The organism is Legionella qingyii, assembly GCF_003184185.1.
The window spans coordinates 19,282-36,625 of record NZ_QHJG01000011.1 but is presented as its reverse complement, the minus strand read 5'-3'; the positions used below and the strand labels follow the sequence as shown (position 1 = coordinate 36,625).

Genomic DNA, 17,344 nt, shown 5'->3' with positions numbered 1-17,344 from the left:
CGTTCTCGTTCCCGTTGTTCTTTCTCTTGTTCTCGTTTCTCTTCTTCGCGTCGTTCTCGTTCTCGTTTTTCTTGCTCTTGCTGTTCAAGCTCTTTAATTTGTCGCTCCAGATCTTCTGCTTGAGCTGTCAGTTCTTTAACTGTAACCGTTTCTATCTGACTTATCTGTTCCTCCAGTTGCACAATTTCCACAGAAAGTTTATCGTGTTCATCATAGTTGTTAACCAATTTTGTTTGAATTTGTTCCAATGCTTTTAAACCACTGGCCATTTCTTTTTTAGTTTGTTCGTCTACTGCAAGAGTAAAAGCTAATGCTTCAATTTTTTGGGGAACAACTTTTAGTAAGTTATCTCTATCTGTTGAGTCCAAGGTCCAAGTGTATTTGCTAGGAGGCTCTCCAAGTAGTTCCAGTAATAAGGCAAATCCAGTGTTGTCAGTATTTTTGATACTTACAATACCTGATTTATTAGTAAGATCTGTAAGTGTCTTTTTGTTATAACCCTTCTTTAGATGCTCGTGCACTTGTTCCAATAACTCATTTCTCTTCTTTGTATTCTCATGGAGTTTTTCACTGTGTTGCTTTTTCTCGCTTAGGTCGGTTAGTAGTTTTTGAATATAATCTAATACGTCTTGTTTTTTTTCCGTATTTAAATTTTCTACTGGTTGAAATTTAACTTTAGCTTCATTGAAAGCAGCAGGTACTTTATGTTCTATGATTGCCTTATTTTCTTGATTAATTGTTTCTACAGCTTTTTGCATTTCAGTTTTTAGTTGCTGTAATTGCAAACTTTTTTCTTTTTGTTCGTCAATTTGCTTTTGCGTATCTTCATGTTGACGGCTTAGTTCTTCTTTACTGTTCATTCTTACATCTCACATCTAAATGATTAAATCGGGTGCATTATAGGGCGTATTTATTAACTGATTATTAAGAAAATCTTAATATGTTTAAAATAAAGCCATAAAGATTTAAACAAAATAAATGGCTAAAATAATTCCTATTTCATAAAGAATGCAGAGGGGTAGCGCGAGCATGATTTGCGAAAAAACATCGGGTGGAGTCAGGAGCATGCCAACGATAAAAGCGCCAACAATGACATAAGGTCTGATTTTTTTTAAGGTGATTACCTCAATAATTTTTAAGCGCACCAGGACAAAACAAAGTAAGGGTATCTGGAAGCAAAATCCGAAGATCATCAGCATTCTGGTGATAAAATCCAGAGCATATGCCATGTCAGGCATATAACGCACTCCCTTAGGTAAGGCATGTGCAAAAAAATGAAACATGAATGGCAAAACCAGATAAAAGCAAAACAAAGCTCCTGCAAGAAACAGTAGAAGACTAAAAATTAGGGCAATACGTAGCGTAGTTTGTTCTCTTTGATAAAGGCCGGGACTGATAAAACGCCAAATTTGAAACAAAGTAAAGGGAGCGCTCAGTAACATGGCCGCATCAGCAGCAAGTTTAAGTGGGGTAAATATGGGAGATGTCACATGGGTAGCAATTAAACCTTCTTGAGCTGAAAGTGTATGAAGTAGTGGATTAACCAGCGCTTGGTACAAATCATTCGCGAGGAAAAAGAAAATGAAAAATAAGCAGCCAAACCAAATGAGGGTTTGTAATCCACGCCGTCGTAGTTCTAAAAGGTGATTTAACATGGGATCTGTATGAATATAAATGGAAACTTTCTTTCACCCTCTCTAGTACTGAGAGAGGGACGTTCCTAAGCTTCGGCAGCTTCTTGAATTCCTGTGTTTTTAATTCCAATCTTCTCGGGGCGAATTTCCCTTAACCGATTGAATTGATCGACAAAAACTACGGTGGGAACCAGGCTTGCGCACTCTTCTTCTAATACCTGAGTAAAGGAGGCAATAATGATTAAATCTCCGGGGGTTACCAAATGTGCTGCAGCTCCATTTACACAAATTTCAGTAGATCCTGGTCTGCCGGTAATTGCATAAGTCTCAAAGCGTGTACCTGCAGTGATATTCCAGACATTGACTGCTTCATAAGGTAATATGTTTGCTGCCTTAAGCAGCTCTGGAGAAATAGTAATGCTTCCTTCATAATCCAAATCAGCTTCAGTGACACACGCACGATGGATTTTGGATTTTAACATTTTTCGATAAGCCATAGTGATTCCAGCCTTGTTCATAGTGGGCGAATTTTACACCAAATTTTGAAGTTTATGCTATATAAATTTGTCACTTGGATTCAAAGCATATTGCGCACTGGTTGGGGAAAACCGGAAGCGTTCTTCTCTTTATTCAGGCTACTTTTTATTGAGGATGCACGTTATAATTGGCTTTTAGTTTTATGGGGATAAATGGTGAGGCATAGCCCGCGCAAGCGTTTTGGCCAGAATTTTTTACAAAATCGACATATTATTGATGGCATTGTACGCGCCATTAATCCACACGCAGACGATAATATGCTGGAAATTGGGCCTGGCCTGGGCGCTTTAACTGAGCCATTGTTACGTCATTTAAATCATTTGACAGCAGTTGAGATTGATACCGATTTACAAAAATATCTCGCAGCGTTGCCTATTGCACAAGGTAAATTGCATTTGATTGCTGCCGATGCGTTAACTCTTGATTATAGCCAATTTGGTTCTCGATTACGTGTGGTAGGTAATTTACCTTATAATATCTCCACACCGTTACTTATTCATTTATTGCAGTACGTGTCATATATCGAAGACATGCATTTTATGTTGCAAAAAGAAGTAGTAGAGCGAATGGCGGCACAACCGGGTAGCAAAGCTTATGGACGATTAACGGTAATGTTGCAATATCATTGTGCTGTAGAGCATTTGTTTGATGTTCCTCCTGAGTCTTTTGAGCCACAACCTAAAGTAGACTCAGCGGTAGTTCGTCTTGTGCCCCATGGCGTTTCTCCCTTTGAAAAAGTTTCTGTTACGCAGTTAGAGCGTTTGGTGGCTAGTGCATTTTCCATGCGTCGCAAAACGTTGAATAACAACTTAAAAGGAATCCTAACGGCTGAGCAATTAAGCACTTTGGGTGTTGATGGAAGTAAAAGACCAGAACAGATTTCTGTTACGGAATATGTTCAACTAGCGAAATTTATTTCTAATTAGTGTAAAATTAATCATCATGGATATAAATTTTCCAACTTGGAGTTATTAAATTATTATGGAGATGGCTTTGTTTCATCGTCAACGTCAGCGTAAAGGTTCTCTGTCCTCACAAGGTAAATCTTTTAAAGATTTAACTCGTATCGTCAATACGAACCTCCTCTTGTCGGAAGACAAGAGACAGACATTATTGAAAAGGATGCGAATGTTATCTGGTTTGGAAACAGCACGATATGATAGTTTATGTGGCATTCTTATCGATAATTTAGTTCATTATTGTCAAAATTTGCCCGAGACAGCGAACAGTTATTACTCGCAGCAAGGTGGTTTGATCGATTATGCTCTGAACCGTACAGAAGCGGCATTGAGTCTTTTTCAGGAATTCATGGTGCAGGAGCAGCCTGAATTATTATCCGAAGAACAAAAGCTTTGGCAATATGCTCTTTTTTCAGCAGCTCTTCTTCAAGGTATAGGCAAGTTATTTGTTGATTACCGCGTTAGTTTTTATGATGCGAACGGCCAGTTTTTAAAAGAATGGAATCCTTTGCTTGAAAGTATGACCAGTATAGGGATTTATTACTTTTACGAGTTTCAAAAAGAACCTGAAATCGAATTTCGACGCCGTCTGAATTTATTGTTGGCAAGAGCAATAATGCCAGGGAGTGGCTTTGCCTGGCTCGCTTCTAATCCTGAAGTTCTCGCAGTATGGCTTGCATTATTGAATGAGGATGAACGCTCTGCTGGCACCTTGGGGGCCATATTAATTCGAGCGGAAGCAATAGCGATTCAGCGTTATTTACTTGAATTTATGACACGAGGTATTGCCGCAACTGCTGGTGGCGGGCGTTATCGTACCGGTACTTTTTCTGATGGCCAGCCAGAAACTTTGTTAGAAAAGGAACAGGCAGTTGGCATGGAATTTATTCAATGGATGATTAAGGCTTTAGACGCAGGCCGGATTATGATCAATAAAGCCCCATTATTCATGGTACCTGGAGGTATGTTGATGTGTGCGGAAATGTTTCAATTATTCGTACGCGAACATCCGGAGTATAAAAATTGGCAAGCGGCACAAAATGGGTTTTTATCTTTGGGTTTACATAATCGTGCAGCTGATGGTGGAGTATTAAGTCGATTTGAGACTAAAAATCAAATGGAGACTGGAGTTGTATTTTCCAAGTATGCACTCGCTCTGCCTGAATCAGTAAAAGTGGTTAATCCAAATACAGGAAAAGTAGAGTCCATGTCTGCAACCGAATTGATTCATAAAGCACAATTTAGCAGTCAGTTTATCCAGCAACAAAATATTGGTTTAACAAACTCGTTGCAAAAACTGGATGCCGCTGGAAAATGGCATGCGATTGAAAACGTAGGAAGTGCATTAAGGCCAGGAGCAAAAAACAGTGCCTGATTATGCAATTGGTGATGTGCAGGGTTGTTACGAGCCGTTACAACGACTGTTGGAATTAATCGATTTTGATGAAAAAACGGATCGTTTATGGTTCGTTGGCGATTTGGTGAATCGTGGACCTGATTCTTTAGCGGTATTGCGTTTTGTCAGTTCCTTACCGGTTACGCCAAGAGTGACTTTAGGCAATCATGATTTACATCTCTTAGCCTCATTATTTGGTGATAAGCCGTGGAAAGGTCATGATGACACATTACACGAAGTAATGCAGGCGGGCGATGGTGAAGATCTAGGTCATTGGTTGAGAAAGCAATCTATTTTGTATTACTCACCAGAACTTAATGTGGTGATGTGTCATGCTGGAATTTGTCCTTTATGGGATCTGTCACACGCAATCCGATTCGCTAAAGAGCTTGAAGAAGTGCTTGCAGGTGATAGTTACCGCGATTTTTTATCGCATTTATATGGTAATCAGCCGGATATATGGTCTGATGATTTAAAAGGGATAGACAGACTTCGGGTAATTACTAACTATTATACACGCATGCGTTTTTGTGATGCACAAGGAAAACTCGAGTTGAGTTATAAAGGCACTATTGCTCAAGCGCCTGCAAATCTTTATCCTTGGTACGAAGTACCTCATCGTAAAGAAATTGATGTGGATATTGTTTTTGGGCATTGGGCTGCTTTAATGGGGAAATGTTCTCATCCTAAAATTCATGCAATAGATACTGGATGTTTGTGGGGTGGCCAATTAACTGCATTGCGCTTGCAGGATATGCAACGATTTGCAGTGTGGAACAAAAAATGATGTTACTAAAAAAACTTAACTCCATATGTTCATTCTACATCCCATGGCTAGTTTCGGGGAGCCTGAACGATATTCCATACGACGTCCCGCGGCTTGTCCGCGAGATCCAGGAATCTTACAACGAATTTAGATCCCGTGTACAAGTCGCAGGACGCAGGCAAAGAAGGGCAGTTATGTTGTTTTCACTCTGTTGGCTTTTTGGAGCTAATGCCTGGTCACTCCCTACAGCAGAAGATGTAAACGTAAAACAAGCAGAAGAACGCTTACAAAAAGCGATAGAGAATCCAGAGTTTATGCTGCACAACTGGATAGAGTTGCCAACATCTCCTGCATCTCGGAATAAAACCATCCATCAGTTGAGCTTAAGAGAAGCAATTTTATTGGCTTTGCGATATAACCCCAATATTCAAAATGCTGAATTGGATCGCATTGTACAGCGTTATCAATTGCGTTTGGCACACAATCAGTTTGAATTGCAATACGCTTTGGGTGCTTCTGGAGTAATTCAAAAAAGTAAGTTTAATGGTGTGGGTAGCGATACAACACGTACGCTCTTAGGTAGTCCTGAATTTAATTTGAAGACAAAGCTAGGCACAGAAGCTAATTTATCGATAAATAATAACGTCAACGAAAATAACAATTACAATCCTGTGTTGAATTTTTCTTTGACCCAGCCTTTATTGCGTGGTTTTGGAAAAGCAGTGAATGAAGCGGCTCTTTTAGATGCTGAGGACAATGAATGGCTGAACAAATTGAACTTGCAGCAATCTGTTGCGGATCAAGTCACCCAAGTGATTGTGGCTTATCGGATGCTTATTTTAAGTGGGAATAATTTACAGAATCAGCGTTTGCAATTAAAAGAGGCAAAAAAATCGTATGAAATTAATGAGAAAAAAATAAAGGCAGGTCAATTAGAACCGACGGGTAATATCCAGCAATCGTACCAAATTGAATCTTTAAGTTTGATGGTAGAGCAGGCAGAAAATGATTTTTTAACTTCCGCTCAGGATCTCTTGCAGACTATTGGCCTAGATCCGGAAATGCATATATCTGTTCCTAGTGATGTCGCGCTAGATAAGCTTGCCGTTCCTGATTTGCAACAATCTATCGAACAAGCATTGAGTCATAATACCGTGTATTTAGCACAAAAGATGACATTACGTGCTGATGAGCGAGCTTATAAAGTGGCTAAGAATCAGCAATTATGGCAGTTGGATGTGTCGGGTAATATACAAAGTGGGGTTGTAAATGATGTGAGTGGTGTGAATGGGGGATTTAATGGCATTTATAATGGAAATAACATAACGGAGGCCGCCCGTGTGACATTAACGGTCCCTTTGCATGACATCAGCCGCCGCAGTCAATTAATTAATGCTAAAGTCCGCTTGGAAAAAGACCGATTAAACTTACTTGCTACAAAACGCGCATTAATAACCAATGTAACCAATACCATTAATAACATAAGAAGTTTAGCAAAACGTTATCAGTTAGCTCTAAAGCAAGTGAAACTAGCGGAGCAATCTTATGCATTGGAGAAGAAAAAACAACAAGCGGGTATATCCAGTGCGTTGGATGTAAATAACACTCAAAATCAACTGATTCAAGCTCAATCTGGATTAATCAATGCAAAAATTGCCTATCTAAATCAGATATCAAACCTGCAAAGAATTTTGGGAACAACGCTGAATCATTGGCAAATTAAATTAAGGTATGGTGGATGAATAGGTATTTAAACACGTCAAAAATCATCATTTTATTAATAATCGGGTTTCTTTTGTCTTCATGCGGTCATCATGAGAAGCAAAAAAAAGTGGCGTTACATCAGTATAAAGTTGAAGAACAGACTTTGCATAAAACGCTGCATTTTACTGGAACAGTGCAACCTTTACATGAAAATACCATAGCCAGTCCAATGGAGGCGGTGGTCGAAACAATGAATTTTCATTATGGACAATTGATCAAAAAAGGCGATGTGATTTTAACTTTAAACTCAACCGAGTTGCAGAGACAGTTTAATGATACCCTAACAGAATACTTAAAAGCCAAAGACAGTTACACCATAGCTAAAGCCAAATTTGTTGGTACTCAGGATTTATGGGACGCGGGTTTATTGTCCAAAAATAATTATATGAGCGAGAAATCAAATGTGGATACGGGGCGGGTTACTTTAATGCAATCCACGCGTAAACTGACGGAAATGTTGGAAAAACTTGATGAAAATAGCCCTAAAAATTTATCTGCATTAAGTTTGGCTGATTTCGATAAGATAAAAAAAATTTTAGCCTCAAATCATAATGTGATTCGTTTAAAATCACCGCGAGATGGAATCCTGCTATACCCACCTAAAGCAGGTGAGGATAAGAGTGTGCGTGTTACCGTGGGCTCGACAGTTAAGTCAGGACAAGTCATTGGCTTGATCGGTGATTTATCCGGAATCAGTATTGAAATTGACGTCCCAGAAATCGATATAACCCAAATCCAAACGGGAATGGATGCCATAGTGAGTGGAGTTGCCTTTGGTAAATATCAATTAAAAGGACAATTGGTCGCTGTGAATGCACAAGCATCAAATAATAATGGGTTACCCTTTTTTACCGCAGTTGTAGAAGTTAAGAAATTAACCCCTCAAGAGCAACAATGGATCAAAGTAGGTATGAGTGCATCCATCGAATTAAGTGTGGATAATGGTAAGCAGCTCATTATCCCCATTGCTGCGATAAAGCGAGAAAAAGGGCAAAGTATAGTTAGCATACAAACCAAGTCAGGTGCTTTAGAGAAACGAGTAATTACAACAGGGGCGGCACAGGCAGACTCAGTGGTTGTCGAGACCGGTTTAAAAGCTGGTGACGTGGTGGTTTATGAGTGATCTTGTTATTAATTCCAGTAAAAGTAATGCCTCATCTCATGATGTGTCAGAGGATTCAAATATTCTTGAGCGGTTATTAAGCCCCACAATGACATCGAACCTTAGTCATGCGAAAAAGACTCAGCAACCGCTTATGATGCTTACGGATATTGTAAAGACTTATCATCTCGAAGGAATTAGCACCACAATATTAAAAGAAGTATCCCTGACGGTTTATGAGGGCGATTTACTTGCGATTGTCGGCGCTTCTGGTTCAGGTAAATCTACTTTGATGAATATTCTGGGACTCCTGGATAAAGCAGATAAAGGAACTTATCTATTGAAAAATCGTAATGTTGCCGCTTTGACAGATGATGAAGCAGCTGAATTACGCAATCAAAATATTGGCTTTGTTTTTCAGCAATTCAATTTATTACCAAGATTTAGTGCCATGCAAAATGTGGCTTTGCCGTTAATTTATCGCAGTGTAGGGGCTGCTGAAATTAAGGAAAGGGTGTTTGCTGCCCTTGAACGAGTAGGAATGCATCAATATGCACAGCATCGGCCCACCCAATTATCCGGGGGGCAACAGCAACGTGTTGCCATTGCTCGTGCATTGGTAACCGAGCCACAAGTAATTTTGGCTGATGAACCAACAGGTGCGCTTGATTCACGTACCGGTAATGAAGTAATGAATTTATTTTTAAGTTTACACGCGCAAGGGCGCAGCATCATTATGATTACCCATGATGAACAGATCGCTGCATTGTGTCAGCGAAAAATTACTCTTGTGGATGGTGTTGTCATGGCGGAGACTGGCGCATGAATTTTTCCGGACATTGCCAGCAAGCTTTAGTGAATTTGACTGCCGCCAAGTTACGTTCGTTTTTGGCAGTTTTGGGCATTTTAGTGGGAACTGCCGCGGTTGTTGCTTTAATTAGCTGTGGTCAGTTGGCTACAGAAAAAGCATTAGCTCAATTTAAGGCCTTAGGTACGGATTTATTAGCAATAGCCGTTTATCCCAAAACCACAGATAAATCTTCCGGCAGTATGGAATCAATCTCTGCTGCGCAATGGGAGCAGATGTCTGAGCGTATACCTTATATTATCGACATGGCACCCTATAGCACTGCATATCAACCCTTAAGTTTCCAAGGAAAATTAATGCAAGGAGCAGTCATTGGGGCCAATGAACATTTGCTAAAAATTGTTCATATCAAATTAGCCGCGGGACATTTTGTTTCTTTTGTTGAATCGTATGAGCACTACTGCGTCATAGGTGCAGGTTTAGCACGGCAAATCAAAGAGATCAGTTTTGATGATCCCATAGGAAAGCAATTACGAATAGGCCAATCTTTGTACACAATCATTGGTGTGGCTAAACCCTGGAAGGAAAATGGGTTTTTCAATGAAGACATCAATCAGGCTGCGATTGTTCCATTGGCTGGTATTGGTCTGATTAGCAAAGAAGCCAAGGTAAATAATGTGGTTCTGGAGTTGAAACCCGATAGTCCCATAGATGAGGTAATTGAGGAAATAAAGCAAATTGTTGGTTCAATCGCTCCCAAATTAAGTGTTTTTACACGTAGCGCAAAGCAAATTATTGCCAGCATGGAAAATCAGGGGCAGATTTTTACTTTATTACTGGCTGTAATCGGAGGAATTTCGCTGTTGGTAGGTGGAATTGGGGTGATGAATGTGATGTTGGTTTCTGTAAGTGAGCGGAGAAAGGAAATTGGTATTCGTAAAGCGGTTGGAGCCAAAAATAGTGAAATTCAAGCTTTATTTTTAGTCGAATCAGTCATGCTTTCTTTGGTAGGAGGCGTACTTGGGGTTATTTTAGGATTAATCTGTACCCGTATTTTGGCTTATTTTAGTGATTGGAATTTTTCAATCTATCTTTTGCCGCCTGTCGCAGGCTTTTTGGTATCAGCTGCCACTGGGATTTTCTTTGGTTTTTATCCTGCGCGGCGTGCTGCAAAATTGGAACCTGTAGTATCTTTGCGTAGTGAGTAATATGTAAGCGTTCACGCCCTATTCATTGAACGACTCGGCCGTATTTGACTCATCTTGCGCTCAAATCCCCCAGAGATTCAAGCATGCTCCTTGAACGGTAACAATAATGTGTAGCAATGTAGCTCGAGTTTCGTTTCGCAGCACCCAGGCTAAACGTTAGATGTCCAAAATTTAGTCTCTATTGCGCTGAATTTATAAGTACTTTATGATGAAAAAAAATCTTTTCATCTAAACGGATTTATGTATGGTAAAAAAATCTTTAGGAGTAATAGTCCTCACGGCAAGTATAGTTTCTTTGGCTTTTGCTGATACACCTCAGCCACAACTTGCTCCTGCAACTACCTCAGTGCCTTCAAGTTATATGCCAGTGGTGATTCACGAAACGTTTCAAAGTATTTTGCAACGCATGAGCAGTGAAAAGCAGGCAATTAATGAGCGGCAACACGAACTGTTAAAGAAGCGTTATGATTTAAGCAATAACCCTTCTAAAACGGCAAAAATGTCCAATGGAAAACCCATACAAGAAGGTGTTCGTGTGAAACTTCCTGCGGGGGTGACCTGGGAGCAATTGGCCAAAATGAGTCCTGAGGATGTTAAGAAACAAGGCCTTTTTCCACAGGGCTTCTTGCCGTTACCTCATCCCAATCATCCAGAAGGTGGAATGTTATTTCCTAAATTTGCTATTGATGAAATTAAAAAACAAGAAGACAGGGATTTGACCCGTTTTGATTTGGATTTTGATATTCCAGATCATTTTTTACCTCCTTATCCTGCTCCTATTTATTTGACTACCCGGCCTGATCTCGGGGACATTTCTCAAGGTAAATTGGTTACCATCGAGAATTATTATGAATTGTTCAATGGTTTATTGAATCCAAAACAGCTGGAAGGGTTACGCCTGTTAGTTACCCCATTTCCGCAACAACAATTTAACCAAACTGAAGATCGACGTACTGTAAAACCCAGTCGGGGAGTCGCTTGCTTTGATTGTCATGCGAACGGGCATACTAATAAAGCAACGCATTTGGTTGGCGATATAAGACCCCAAGAGTTTCGTCATCGCATCAATACTCCAACATTACGAGGCTTAAATATCCAAAGGTTATTTGGATCTCAGCGTGCATTAAAATCAGTCGAGGACTTTACTGAGTTTGAACAAAGAGCAGCTTATTTTGATGGGGATCCTGTAATTGCAACTAAAAAGGGCGTCAATATTTTGGAACGTGGTAGCCAAGTTCATTTCATGGCTGAATTCCAAGAAATTTTGGATTTCCCTCCCGCTCCCAAATTGACTTGGGAAGGAACGCTAGATCCTGCCAAGGCAAGTCCAGCAGAGCTACGCGGACAGGAATTATTTTTTGGCAAAGGAAAATGCTCTAGTTGTCATACTCCTCCTTACTATACTGACAACACCATGCATAATTTACAGACCGAGCGATTCTATCAGCCACAAATGATTAACGGTATGAAAGCAGTTGGTGATGGACCTATAAAAACATTTCCTTTGAGAGGAATTAAAGATTCTCCACCCTATTTACATGATGGTCGTTTGTTAACTTTGGCAGATACGGTAGAATTTTTTAACCTGGTATTGCAATTACAGTTAACGCACGAAGAAAAGGCTGATTTGACAGCATTTATGGAAGCGCTTTAATACTCACTGTATAATTCTTTACATTGGTAGCCTGGACAAAGGCCAGAGGAGCCGCTACAACTTAGATTTTTTGCATTCCCGCCAAGGCGGGAACCTATTTCTAATCAAGTTCAACGCGTGCAAGAAAAAATTTCTGCCTTTGCGGGAATGACAATAATTCATGCGTCAATGGTGGTGAGGTACAGTGGCAACTTGGGTTTTCAGTCTTTTGCTGTTCGACCAGGCTGCTTGTTTATATGATAAATGGTCTATCTTAAATATTGGGATGGCAATTAAGTAACAAAAAATCAGGGGGAAAGGCTATGAAAAAATGGGGACTTGCGATAATCGCATACGTTCTGGTACATCATGTTGCCTTCGCACAACAGAATTGGAATGATTGGGTCGCTGGTGTTCGAGAGGAAGCTTTGCAACAAGGAATTTCGCCAGAAGTTTTTGATAAGGCGTTTGCAGGTATCCATGAGCCAAGCCATCAAATTAAGGGTTTTTTACGCTCCCAACCAGAACATCGACTCACGTTCATTAAATACCGTAACACACGCGTTGATAATTACAGAATTGCTATAGGGCGTAAAGAATTTAAAAAGAACCAAGAGGTCTTGGAGGCTGTGGCCAAAAAATATGGGGTAAATCCCTGCTTTATCGTTTCATTTTGGGGAATGGAAACCAGTTACGGTACTTATATGGGTAATTTCCCTGTAGTGAAAGCTTTAGCCACCTTAGCGTATGATTCCAATCGTAAAGAGTTTTTCCGTAAAGAATTATTCATTGCTTTGCATATATTGGATGAGGGACATGTAGATTTAGCTGATTTCAAAGGTGAGTGGGCAGGTGCCTCAGGTCAGCCCCAATTTTTACCTTCAAGCTGGGTGAAATATGCTGTTGATTATGATGGTGATGGACGAAAAGATATCTGGAGAAGCAAACCGGATGTCTTTGCTTCAATTGCAAATTACATGAAGCAAAATGGGTGGCAAACAGGTGAGCCTTGGGCTATCCAGGTCAAGCTACCTCGTAAATTCGATATGGCTATGGAAGGCAAAAACATCGTGAAGCCTGTGAGTGAATGGAATGCGCTGGGTGTGCGTACAGAAAATGGTGAGCCATTGCCTTATCAGAATCTGCAAGGCAGTATTGTTCAACCATTAGGCGGCCCTACCTTCTTAACCTTCCCTAACTATAAGATGATTTTGCACTATAATAATTCAATATATTATGCAGGAGCTATAGGTTATTTAGCGGATAAAATTTGCCAAGGGCAACAAAGGTAGCAGTATGGACGATTATCTTGATAAAACAGCCAGTTTAACCCCTTTAGCCAAAAGGATAATCTGTGATAAAGCCACAGAGTATCCTCACACCGGAGCATATAATTTTGTCATGACCAATGGCACTTATTTATGCAAACGTTGTGGTTTAGCCTTATTTCGCGGCTCAAGTCAATTCAGTTCCGGGTGTGGCTGGCCAAGTTTTGATGATAATATTGTTCATGCAGTAAAACAGATCCCTGACCGTGATGGGCAACGAATGGAAATCCTTTGTGCGCGCTGCGATGCTCATTTGGGGCATGTCTTTACCGGAGAGTACTTTACCCAAAAGAATTTACGCCATTGTGTGAATTCCGCCTCAATTGATTTTGTTGCAGACAGTCAGGTATTGGATACCGAAGAAGCGATAATGGCTGGCGGATGTTTTTGGGGCGTAGATCATTTTTTAAAACAAATACCCGGTGTGCTGCGTGTTGAAGTAGGCTATACAGGCGGTGTTACTTTAGAACCAAGTTATGACCAAGTCTGTCAGAGCAATACTGGGCATTATGAGGCAGTACGTGTTATTTATGATAAAACCAAGACCGATTATCATCATGTATTAAAGCGTTTTTTTGAAATCCATGATCCTACCCAGAAATCGGGACAAGGCCCTGATATAGGCCAGCAGTACCAAAGTGCCATATTTTATTATGATCAGGAGCAATTAGCTGAAGCAGAAACTTTAATCCAAATGTTGCAAAAAAGAGGCTATAACATTGTGACTCGCCTTTTTCCAGTACAAATATTTTGGCCGGCAGAAGAATACCATCAGGATTATTATGCCAAACATCATAAAGCACCTTATTGTCATCAACCAGTAAATCGTTTTGGTTAGGATCTTGGGGTGTGAGGGGTACGAATATGGAATTTACTTTTCGAATTGCTAAGAAAAAAGATAAAGAAGAAATTTTTGGCTTAGTCAAGAAACTCGCTGAATATGAAAAAAAGAAACCGGAAGAGATTCATTTAACCCTGGACAAAATTGAAGCACATGCTTTTGGCCGAAATAAATATTTTTATGTTTTATTAGCTGAATATAAGAAAAATCCAGCGGGTTTTGCTTTATATTTTTTTTCTTATTCCGTCCCAGCAGGAGCACCTGTTCTTTATGTTGAGGAGCTTTTTGTTGATGAGCTTTATCGTAATTATGGCCTGGGTACGTCATTGTTATCTAACCTTGCACAGTTGGCACTTGAGAAGGAATGTTGTCGCATGGAGGGGCATGCATTTACCTGGAATAAAAAAGCCATTGAATTCTACGAATTTATCGGGGCTCATCCACGTACGGATTTGTTGCAATTTCGCTTATCGGGCGAGCAATTGCAGAAATTAGCCGCACAAACTTAGTTCAGTTTTTCAGGACTGTACCTAAGAAAGCAAATCGCATCGCTTTTATAGCCCATACGAAGATATAGCTTGCTGCCATTAAATTAATGATTTTTTACCATTTCTCGAAGACAGGAAGTACTATCAGCACTATGCACACTAAAAGTGGATCTCCGCCTTCGCGGAGATGACACAGGTCTTTCATCGGGTGGTTATTTTCTGTTTAATCCATTTTTATGATGACGCCAATCAGGACATGTGAACGTTCATCCAAGGTATCGTAAATCAAAGTTCTAAGGAAAATCTGAGTTGGCTTAGCAAGGCCATCTCTTGAATAGCACTCTTAGATAATGACCGTTTATTAATAGGTTAATGTGGATGGCTGATGTTTCAAGGCGTCGCTATTTGATTTTCCTTGTTGTTTAAATACATCATGCTGCAAAGGCTGGCTAATGTCTCCTGTTAGAGTCCCTTGGGAACCTGGCATGAGTTGCATCATGGGATTATATGAAGCAGCGGTATTATTCCATTTACCTAATTCTTTTTGAAACGCAGAAAAATTAGCATCAGTACCATTTCCTTTGATCGCAAAAACAATATTTTTGAAAAAGTATTTATATTTTTCCTGGTTTAAGATTTCATGATATAAACTTGCTACTTTATCAGGGGGATTGCAAAAAGCACCGCAGCCGAAGGCGCCTAATATGATATTTTGTTGGTTGTTTTCAATAAGCGTATCCAGCTGGGCATGTATTTTTTTCCTCATACTTTCCTCATTAAACGGACGTGGAAAAAAAGGAATAGGAATTCCAAAAATTCTGCGGCGTAAATCATCTGCAGCAACACGCAATTCATAAAAAGGAAAAATTTTTTCTTGATCTTTTTGGGGATCAAGAAGCGTACTATTACTATCTCGAATCAATATAAGGGGTGTTAAGTTAAAATAAACCCTGCCTTTTTCGGCATTAATTAAAGAAGACATGCGAGCCGAATAATGGCGGGAATCTTGTAAATCTTCTTCTTTAATTGTAAAAGACCAATTTGTTCTTCGAGCGATATCCTCTTCCTGGCTTCCTTTCCGGTATTGAAAAACACCTCCTACATCATAAGCATTTGCAAAATTAACAACGGTTTGAATTTCACCTGTTTTTTTTGTCTGAATACGTGCTTCGGTTAAAGAATCATTTGAGGACACAAAAATTTTGCAAGCTGAATGGCCACGGTTGAAGGATTTTTTCCAAGCATGGAGATTTTTTTTCGCAGTTTCCTCGTAACGAGAGCGGTGTTGTTCATAATTTTGAACAACTTCTGCTAACTGAGTTCGATAGATTTTATCTTTGCCTTGAAGAAAAAAACTCATTATTTTTACATGGAGGGGTAAATCTTCTTCTTTAATATAACGTTGCCACATCTTCGTGCTTCTATAAGTTAAGTTGTTTGCCTTTTAACACATATATTTGATGAGATCAAATGTATGCCTACAATCCAGTTAGGCAACTTTCATCCCGTCACACCAGACAATTGTTGCTAAATCGATGATAACAAATTCGTCTTCGATTGGTATGTTCGGGAGATCACTCATCACCATCATCTGGTTGACCACTTTAAAAAAATCAGTAATTAGCGACAAATTCATCTCGGGCATGCGTGAAATAAAAAAGGGTGTGCGGTCGCAAGTAGAATCCTCGCGTGTGAGAATCTGCTTGGCTAATTTATAGGAAGTAATCACGAAGAACTTACCGGGTTTCCACCAAAACAACGCACCCATTTCTCGTAGATGATTGCTGAAGTAGTCGTTTGCTTTAACTGCATTAAAGTATAGGGTTTCATAATATTTGGATCCTTTTTTGTATGGAAACAGTCAAAGCTTAAAAGTTGAATTATACTTAAACAATATGAGCTTTTGGTCAAAATAACTATATTTTTAGAGGATATGTATTATGGCTCAATCAAAAGATGAGGAAGAAGATATTCCATTAGTTCCCCCGCAACAAACCGTGCAAAGTACAACTCGAATGGACAATTTACCAGAAGATGAAGAAGAGCTGGAGAGCAAAAAGAAGAGCGTTCGTATTCAAAGCGAACAGGCTGAAGCGCTCCTGGCGGCCTATAAAGAACATTGTGGGGCGAAATGGCTTAAAGATCATCCGCCCGAGAAAGATGAGAACGGTCGATTGACTTTATCTTTTAAATCAGAAGAAGACATGGCATCGTTTTTTGAAAAGCAGGCAAAATCAGGGCAAAGTTTTATTATGATCGATGCAGAAACCAATAAAGTGATTGCCTATTCAAATGGTGACGGGAAGCTCTATCAAACAAGCAAAGATGGCCCCAAAGAATATACAGGAGGTCCTTTGGCACCCAACAAAGAAGCGATGAAAGACCTTCCAGATTTCGATGGGTTTACAATGCCTGCAAAAGGTGAGCCCCAAGAGGAAATGGGGGCTAGGCTTCAACAATAAGGCTTAAGGCAACGGTTCTTTCTTATAATGCTCGTCGGCTTCTTTTGCTTTGCGCTGATTTTCTTGTAATTGCAGCGAATTAAGTTGTTGTTGCCAGAGCATAGCGGCCTGTGTTTTAAGCTGGTTAAACTTTCTTACCAATAATCCTAAATGAGCCGCCAGCATAGGGAGTTTTTTGGGACCAAATACAATGAGGGCAACAATAAAAATGACCAGAAGTTCACCGCTGCTCATGAGGGTTTGTTATCCTCTTTGGAGGGCTCGTTTGCTTGATTATCATTTAAGGCATTGCGGAAATTTCTAATCGCTTCGCCCAGATCTGTGCCTATGGTTTTTAATTTGGAAGTACCAAAAAGAGCAATAATAATGACTAGAATTAACAATAAAGAAAGAGGGCTGATTCCACTTAGTCCCATGT

The 17,344-nt window shown here is 39.8% G+C and carries 18 protein-coding genes and 1 pseudogene; 12 read left to right on the top strand and 7 right to left on the bottom strand.

Features of this window, described 5'->3' with window-relative positions; genetic code table 11:
* The 3 genes and pseudogenes from DGG96_RS08200 to panD form a co-directional block, all read right to left on the bottom strand.
* Window positions 1–860, bottom strand: a pseudogene (locus DGG96_RS08200) (hypothetical protein); the annotation flags it as partial.
* Between the two features lie 105 nt (window positions 861–965).
* A complete protein-coding gene (tatC, locus tag DGG96_RS08195; RefSeq protein ID WP_110142249.1) occupies window positions 966–1,655 on the bottom strand; it encodes a twin-arginine translocase subunit TatC in 690 nt (229 codons plus the stop codon).
* 65 nt (window positions 1,656–1,720) lie between these two features.
* Window positions 1,721–2,131 carry an aspartate 1-decarboxylase gene (gene panD / locus DGG96_RS08190; RefSeq protein ID WP_110142248.1) on the bottom strand — a complete coding sequence of 137 codons (411 nt, stop codon included), beginning with the start codon at window positions 2,129–2,131 and terminating at the stop codon, window positions 1,721–1,723.
* Between the two features lie 195 nt (window positions 2,132–2,326).
* On the opposite strand from panD, the gene rsmA reads away from it, so the two are divergent.
* The 11 genes from rsmA to DGG96_RS08135 all read left to right on the top strand — a co-directional run bounded on the left by rsmA (window position 2,327) and on the right by DGG96_RS08135 (window position 14,485).
* Window positions 2,327–3,097: a 16S rRNA (adenine(1518)-N(6)/adenine(1519)-N(6))-dimethyltransferase RsmA gene (gene rsmA / locus DGG96_RS08185; protein WP_110142294.1), complete on the top strand. Its 771-nt coding sequence runs from the start codon at window positions 2,327–2,329 to the stop codon at window positions 3,095–3,097.
* 55 nt (window positions 3,098–3,152) lie between these two features.
* Window positions 3,153–4,505 carry a conjugal transfer nickase/helicase domain-containing protein gene (locus tag DGG96_RS08180; RefSeq protein WP_110142247.1) on the top strand — a complete coding sequence of 451 codons (1,353 nt, stop codon included), beginning with the start codon at window positions 3,153–3,155 and terminating at the stop codon, window positions 4,503–4,505.
* A complete protein-coding gene (locus tag DGG96_RS08175) occupies window positions 4,498–5,313 on the top strand; it encodes a symmetrical bis(5'-nucleosyl)-tetraphosphatase (protein ID WP_110142246.1) in 816 nt (271 codons plus the stop codon). Before DGG96_RS08180 ends, DGG96_RS08175 begins: the two co-directional genes overlap by 8 nt.
* A gap of 173 nt (window positions 5,314–5,486) precedes the next feature.
* Entirely contained in the window at window positions 5,487–7,034 is a 1,548-nt protein-coding gene (locus DGG96_RS08170) for a TolC family protein (protein ID WP_233590528.1), read from the top strand.
* Window positions 7,031–8,179: an efflux RND transporter periplasmic adaptor subunit gene (locus DGG96_RS08165; protein WP_110142244.1), complete on the top strand. Its 1,149-nt coding sequence runs from the start codon at window positions 7,031–7,033 to the stop codon at window positions 8,177–8,179. Before DGG96_RS08170 ends, DGG96_RS08165 begins: the two co-directional genes overlap by 4 nt.
* 133 nt (window positions 8,180–8,312) lie before the next feature.
* A complete protein-coding gene (locus DGG96_RS08160) occupies window positions 8,313–8,984 on the top strand; it encodes an ABC transporter ATP-binding protein (RefSeq protein WP_110142293.1) in 672 nt (223 codons plus the stop codon).
* The gene (locus DGG96_RS08155) at window positions 8,981–10,174 is read left to right on the top strand and encodes an ABC transporter permease (protein WP_110142243.1); all 1,194 of its coding nucleotides are present in this window, start codon (window positions 8,981–8,983) and stop codon (window positions 10,172–10,174) included. The genes DGG96_RS08160 and DGG96_RS08155 overlap by 4 nt, the downstream gene beginning before the upstream one ends.
* Before the next feature lie 244 nt (window positions 10,175–10,418).
* Window positions 10,419–11,828, top strand: coding sequence for a cytochrome B6 (locus DGG96_RS08150; RefSeq protein ID WP_110142242.1), 1,410 nt, complete (start codon window positions 10,419–10,421; stop codon window positions 11,826–11,828).
* Window positions 11,829–12,130: 302 nt separating this feature from the next.
* Window positions 12,131–13,099, top strand: coding sequence for a lytic murein transglycosylase (locus DGG96_RS08145; protein WP_110142241.1), 969 nt, complete (start codon window positions 12,131–12,133; stop codon window positions 13,097–13,099).
* Window positions 13,100–13,103: 4 nt separating this feature from the next.
* Window positions 13,104–13,973, top strand: coding sequence for a bifunctional methionine sulfoxide reductase B/A protein (locus tag DGG96_RS08140; protein WP_110142240.1), 870 nt, complete (start codon window positions 13,104–13,106; stop codon window positions 13,971–13,973).
* A gap of 26 nt (window positions 13,974–13,999) precedes the next feature.
* Window positions 14,000–14,485 carry a GNAT family N-acetyltransferase gene (locus tag DGG96_RS08135; protein WP_110142239.1) on the top strand — a complete coding sequence of 162 codons (486 nt, stop codon included), beginning with the start codon at window positions 14,000–14,002 and terminating at the stop codon, window positions 14,483–14,485.
* A 340-nt stretch (window positions 14,486–14,825) separates the two neighbouring features.
* On the opposite strand, the gene DGG96_RS08130 is transcribed toward DGG96_RS08135, so the two are convergent.
* Both DGG96_RS08130 and DGG96_RS08125 read right to left on the bottom strand, forming a co-directional pair.
* Entirely contained in the window at window positions 14,826–15,875 is a 1,050-nt protein-coding gene (locus DGG96_RS08130; RefSeq protein WP_110142238.1) for a poly(ADP-ribose) glycohydrolase domain-containing protein, read from the bottom strand.
* 78 nt (window positions 15,876–15,953) lie between these two features.
* Complete coding sequence (locus DGG96_RS08125) at window positions 15,954–16,232, bottom strand: hypothetical protein (protein WP_240610444.1); 279 nt, start codon at window positions 16,230–16,232, stop codon at window positions 15,954–15,956.
* Window positions 16,233–16,404: 172 nt separating this feature from the next.
* On the opposite strand from DGG96_RS08125, the gene DGG96_RS08120 reads away from it, so the two are divergent.
* Window positions 16,405–16,926: a hypothetical protein gene (locus tag DGG96_RS08120; RefSeq protein ID WP_199742189.1), complete on the top strand. Its 522-nt coding sequence runs from the start codon at window positions 16,405–16,407 to the stop codon at window positions 16,924–16,926.
* Window positions 16,927–16,929: 3 nt separating this feature from the next.
* On the opposite strand, the gene DGG96_RS08115 is transcribed toward DGG96_RS08120, so the two are convergent.
* Both DGG96_RS08115 and tatA read right to left on the bottom strand, forming a co-directional pair.
* On the bottom strand, window positions 16,930–17,160 hold the full coding sequence (locus DGG96_RS08115; protein WP_110142237.1) for a Sec-independent protein translocase subunit TatA/TatB: 231 nt from the start codon (window positions 17,158–17,160) through the stop codon (window positions 16,930–16,932).
* Window positions 17,157–17,342, bottom strand: a complete 186-nt coding sequence (tatA, locus tag DGG96_RS08110; protein ID WP_110142236.1) for a twin-arginine translocase TatA/TatE family subunit — start codon at window positions 17,340–17,342, stop codon at window positions 17,157–17,159. The genes DGG96_RS08115 and tatA overlap by 4 nt, the downstream gene beginning before the upstream one ends.
* Between the last annotated feature and the right edge of the window lie 2 nt (window positions 17,343–17,344).

Bases quoted from the DNA above. Each gene is read 5' to 3' on its own strand.
- DGG96_RS08125 (WP_240610444.1), bottom strand. From the start codon at position 16,232: ATGGGTGCGTTGTTTTGGTGGAAACCCGGTAAGTTCTTCGTGATTACT.
- DGG96_RS08150 (WP_110142242.1), top strand. From the start codon at position 10,419: ATGGTAAAAAAATCTTTAGGAGTAATAGTCCTCACGGCAAGTATAGTT.
- DGG96_RS08120 (WP_199742189.1), top strand. From the start codon at position 16,405: ATGGCTCAATCAAAAGATGAGGAAGAAGATATTCCATTAGTTCCCCCG.
- panD (WP_110142248.1), bottom strand. From the start codon at position 2,131: ATGGCTTATCGAAAAATGTTAAAATCCAAAATCCATCGTGCGTGTGTC.
- DGG96_RS08170 (WP_233590528.1), top strand. From the start codon at position 5,487: ATGTTGTTTTCACTCTGTTGGCTTTTTGGAGCTAATGCCTGGTCACTC.
- DGG96_RS08140 (WP_110142240.1), top strand. From the start codon at position 13,104: ATGGACGATTATCTTGATAAAACAGCCAGTTTAACCCCTTTAGCCAAA.
- DGG96_RS08180 (WP_110142247.1), top strand. From the start codon at position 3,153: ATGGAGATGGCTTTGTTTCATCGTCAACGTCAGCGTAAAGGTTCTCTG.
- DGG96_RS08130 (WP_110142238.1), bottom strand. From the start codon at position 15,875: ATGTGGCAACGTTATATTAAAGAAGAAGATTTACCCCTCCATGTAAAA.
- DGG96_RS08135 (WP_110142239.1), top strand. From the start codon at position 14,000: ATGGAATTTACTTTTCGAATTGCTAAGAAAAAAGATAAAGAAGAAATT.
- tatA (WP_110142236.1), bottom strand. From the start codon at position 17,342: ATGGGACTAAGTGGAATCAGCCCTCTTTCTTTATTGTTAATTCTAGTC.
- DGG96_RS08145 (WP_110142241.1), top strand. From the start codon at position 12,131: ATGAAAAAATGGGGACTTGCGATAATCGCATACGTTCTGGTACATCAT.
- tatC (WP_110142249.1), bottom strand. From the start codon at position 1,655: ATGTTAAATCACCTTTTAGAACTACGACGGCGTGGATTACAAACCCTC.
- DGG96_RS08160 (WP_110142293.1), top strand. From the start codon at position 8,313: ATGATGCTTACGGATATTGTAAAGACTTATCATCTCGAAGGAATTAGC.
- DGG96_RS08165 (WP_110142244.1), top strand. From the start codon at position 7,031: ATGAATAGGTATTTAAACACGTCAAAAATCATCATTTTATTAATAATC.
- DGG96_RS08155 (WP_110142243.1), top strand. From the start codon at position 8,981: ATGAATTTTTCCGGACATTGCCAGCAAGCTTTAGTGAATTTGACTGCC.
- DGG96_RS08115 (WP_110142237.1), bottom strand. From the start codon at position 17,160: ATGAGCAGCGGTGAACTTCTGGTCATTTTTATTGTTGCCCTCATTGTA.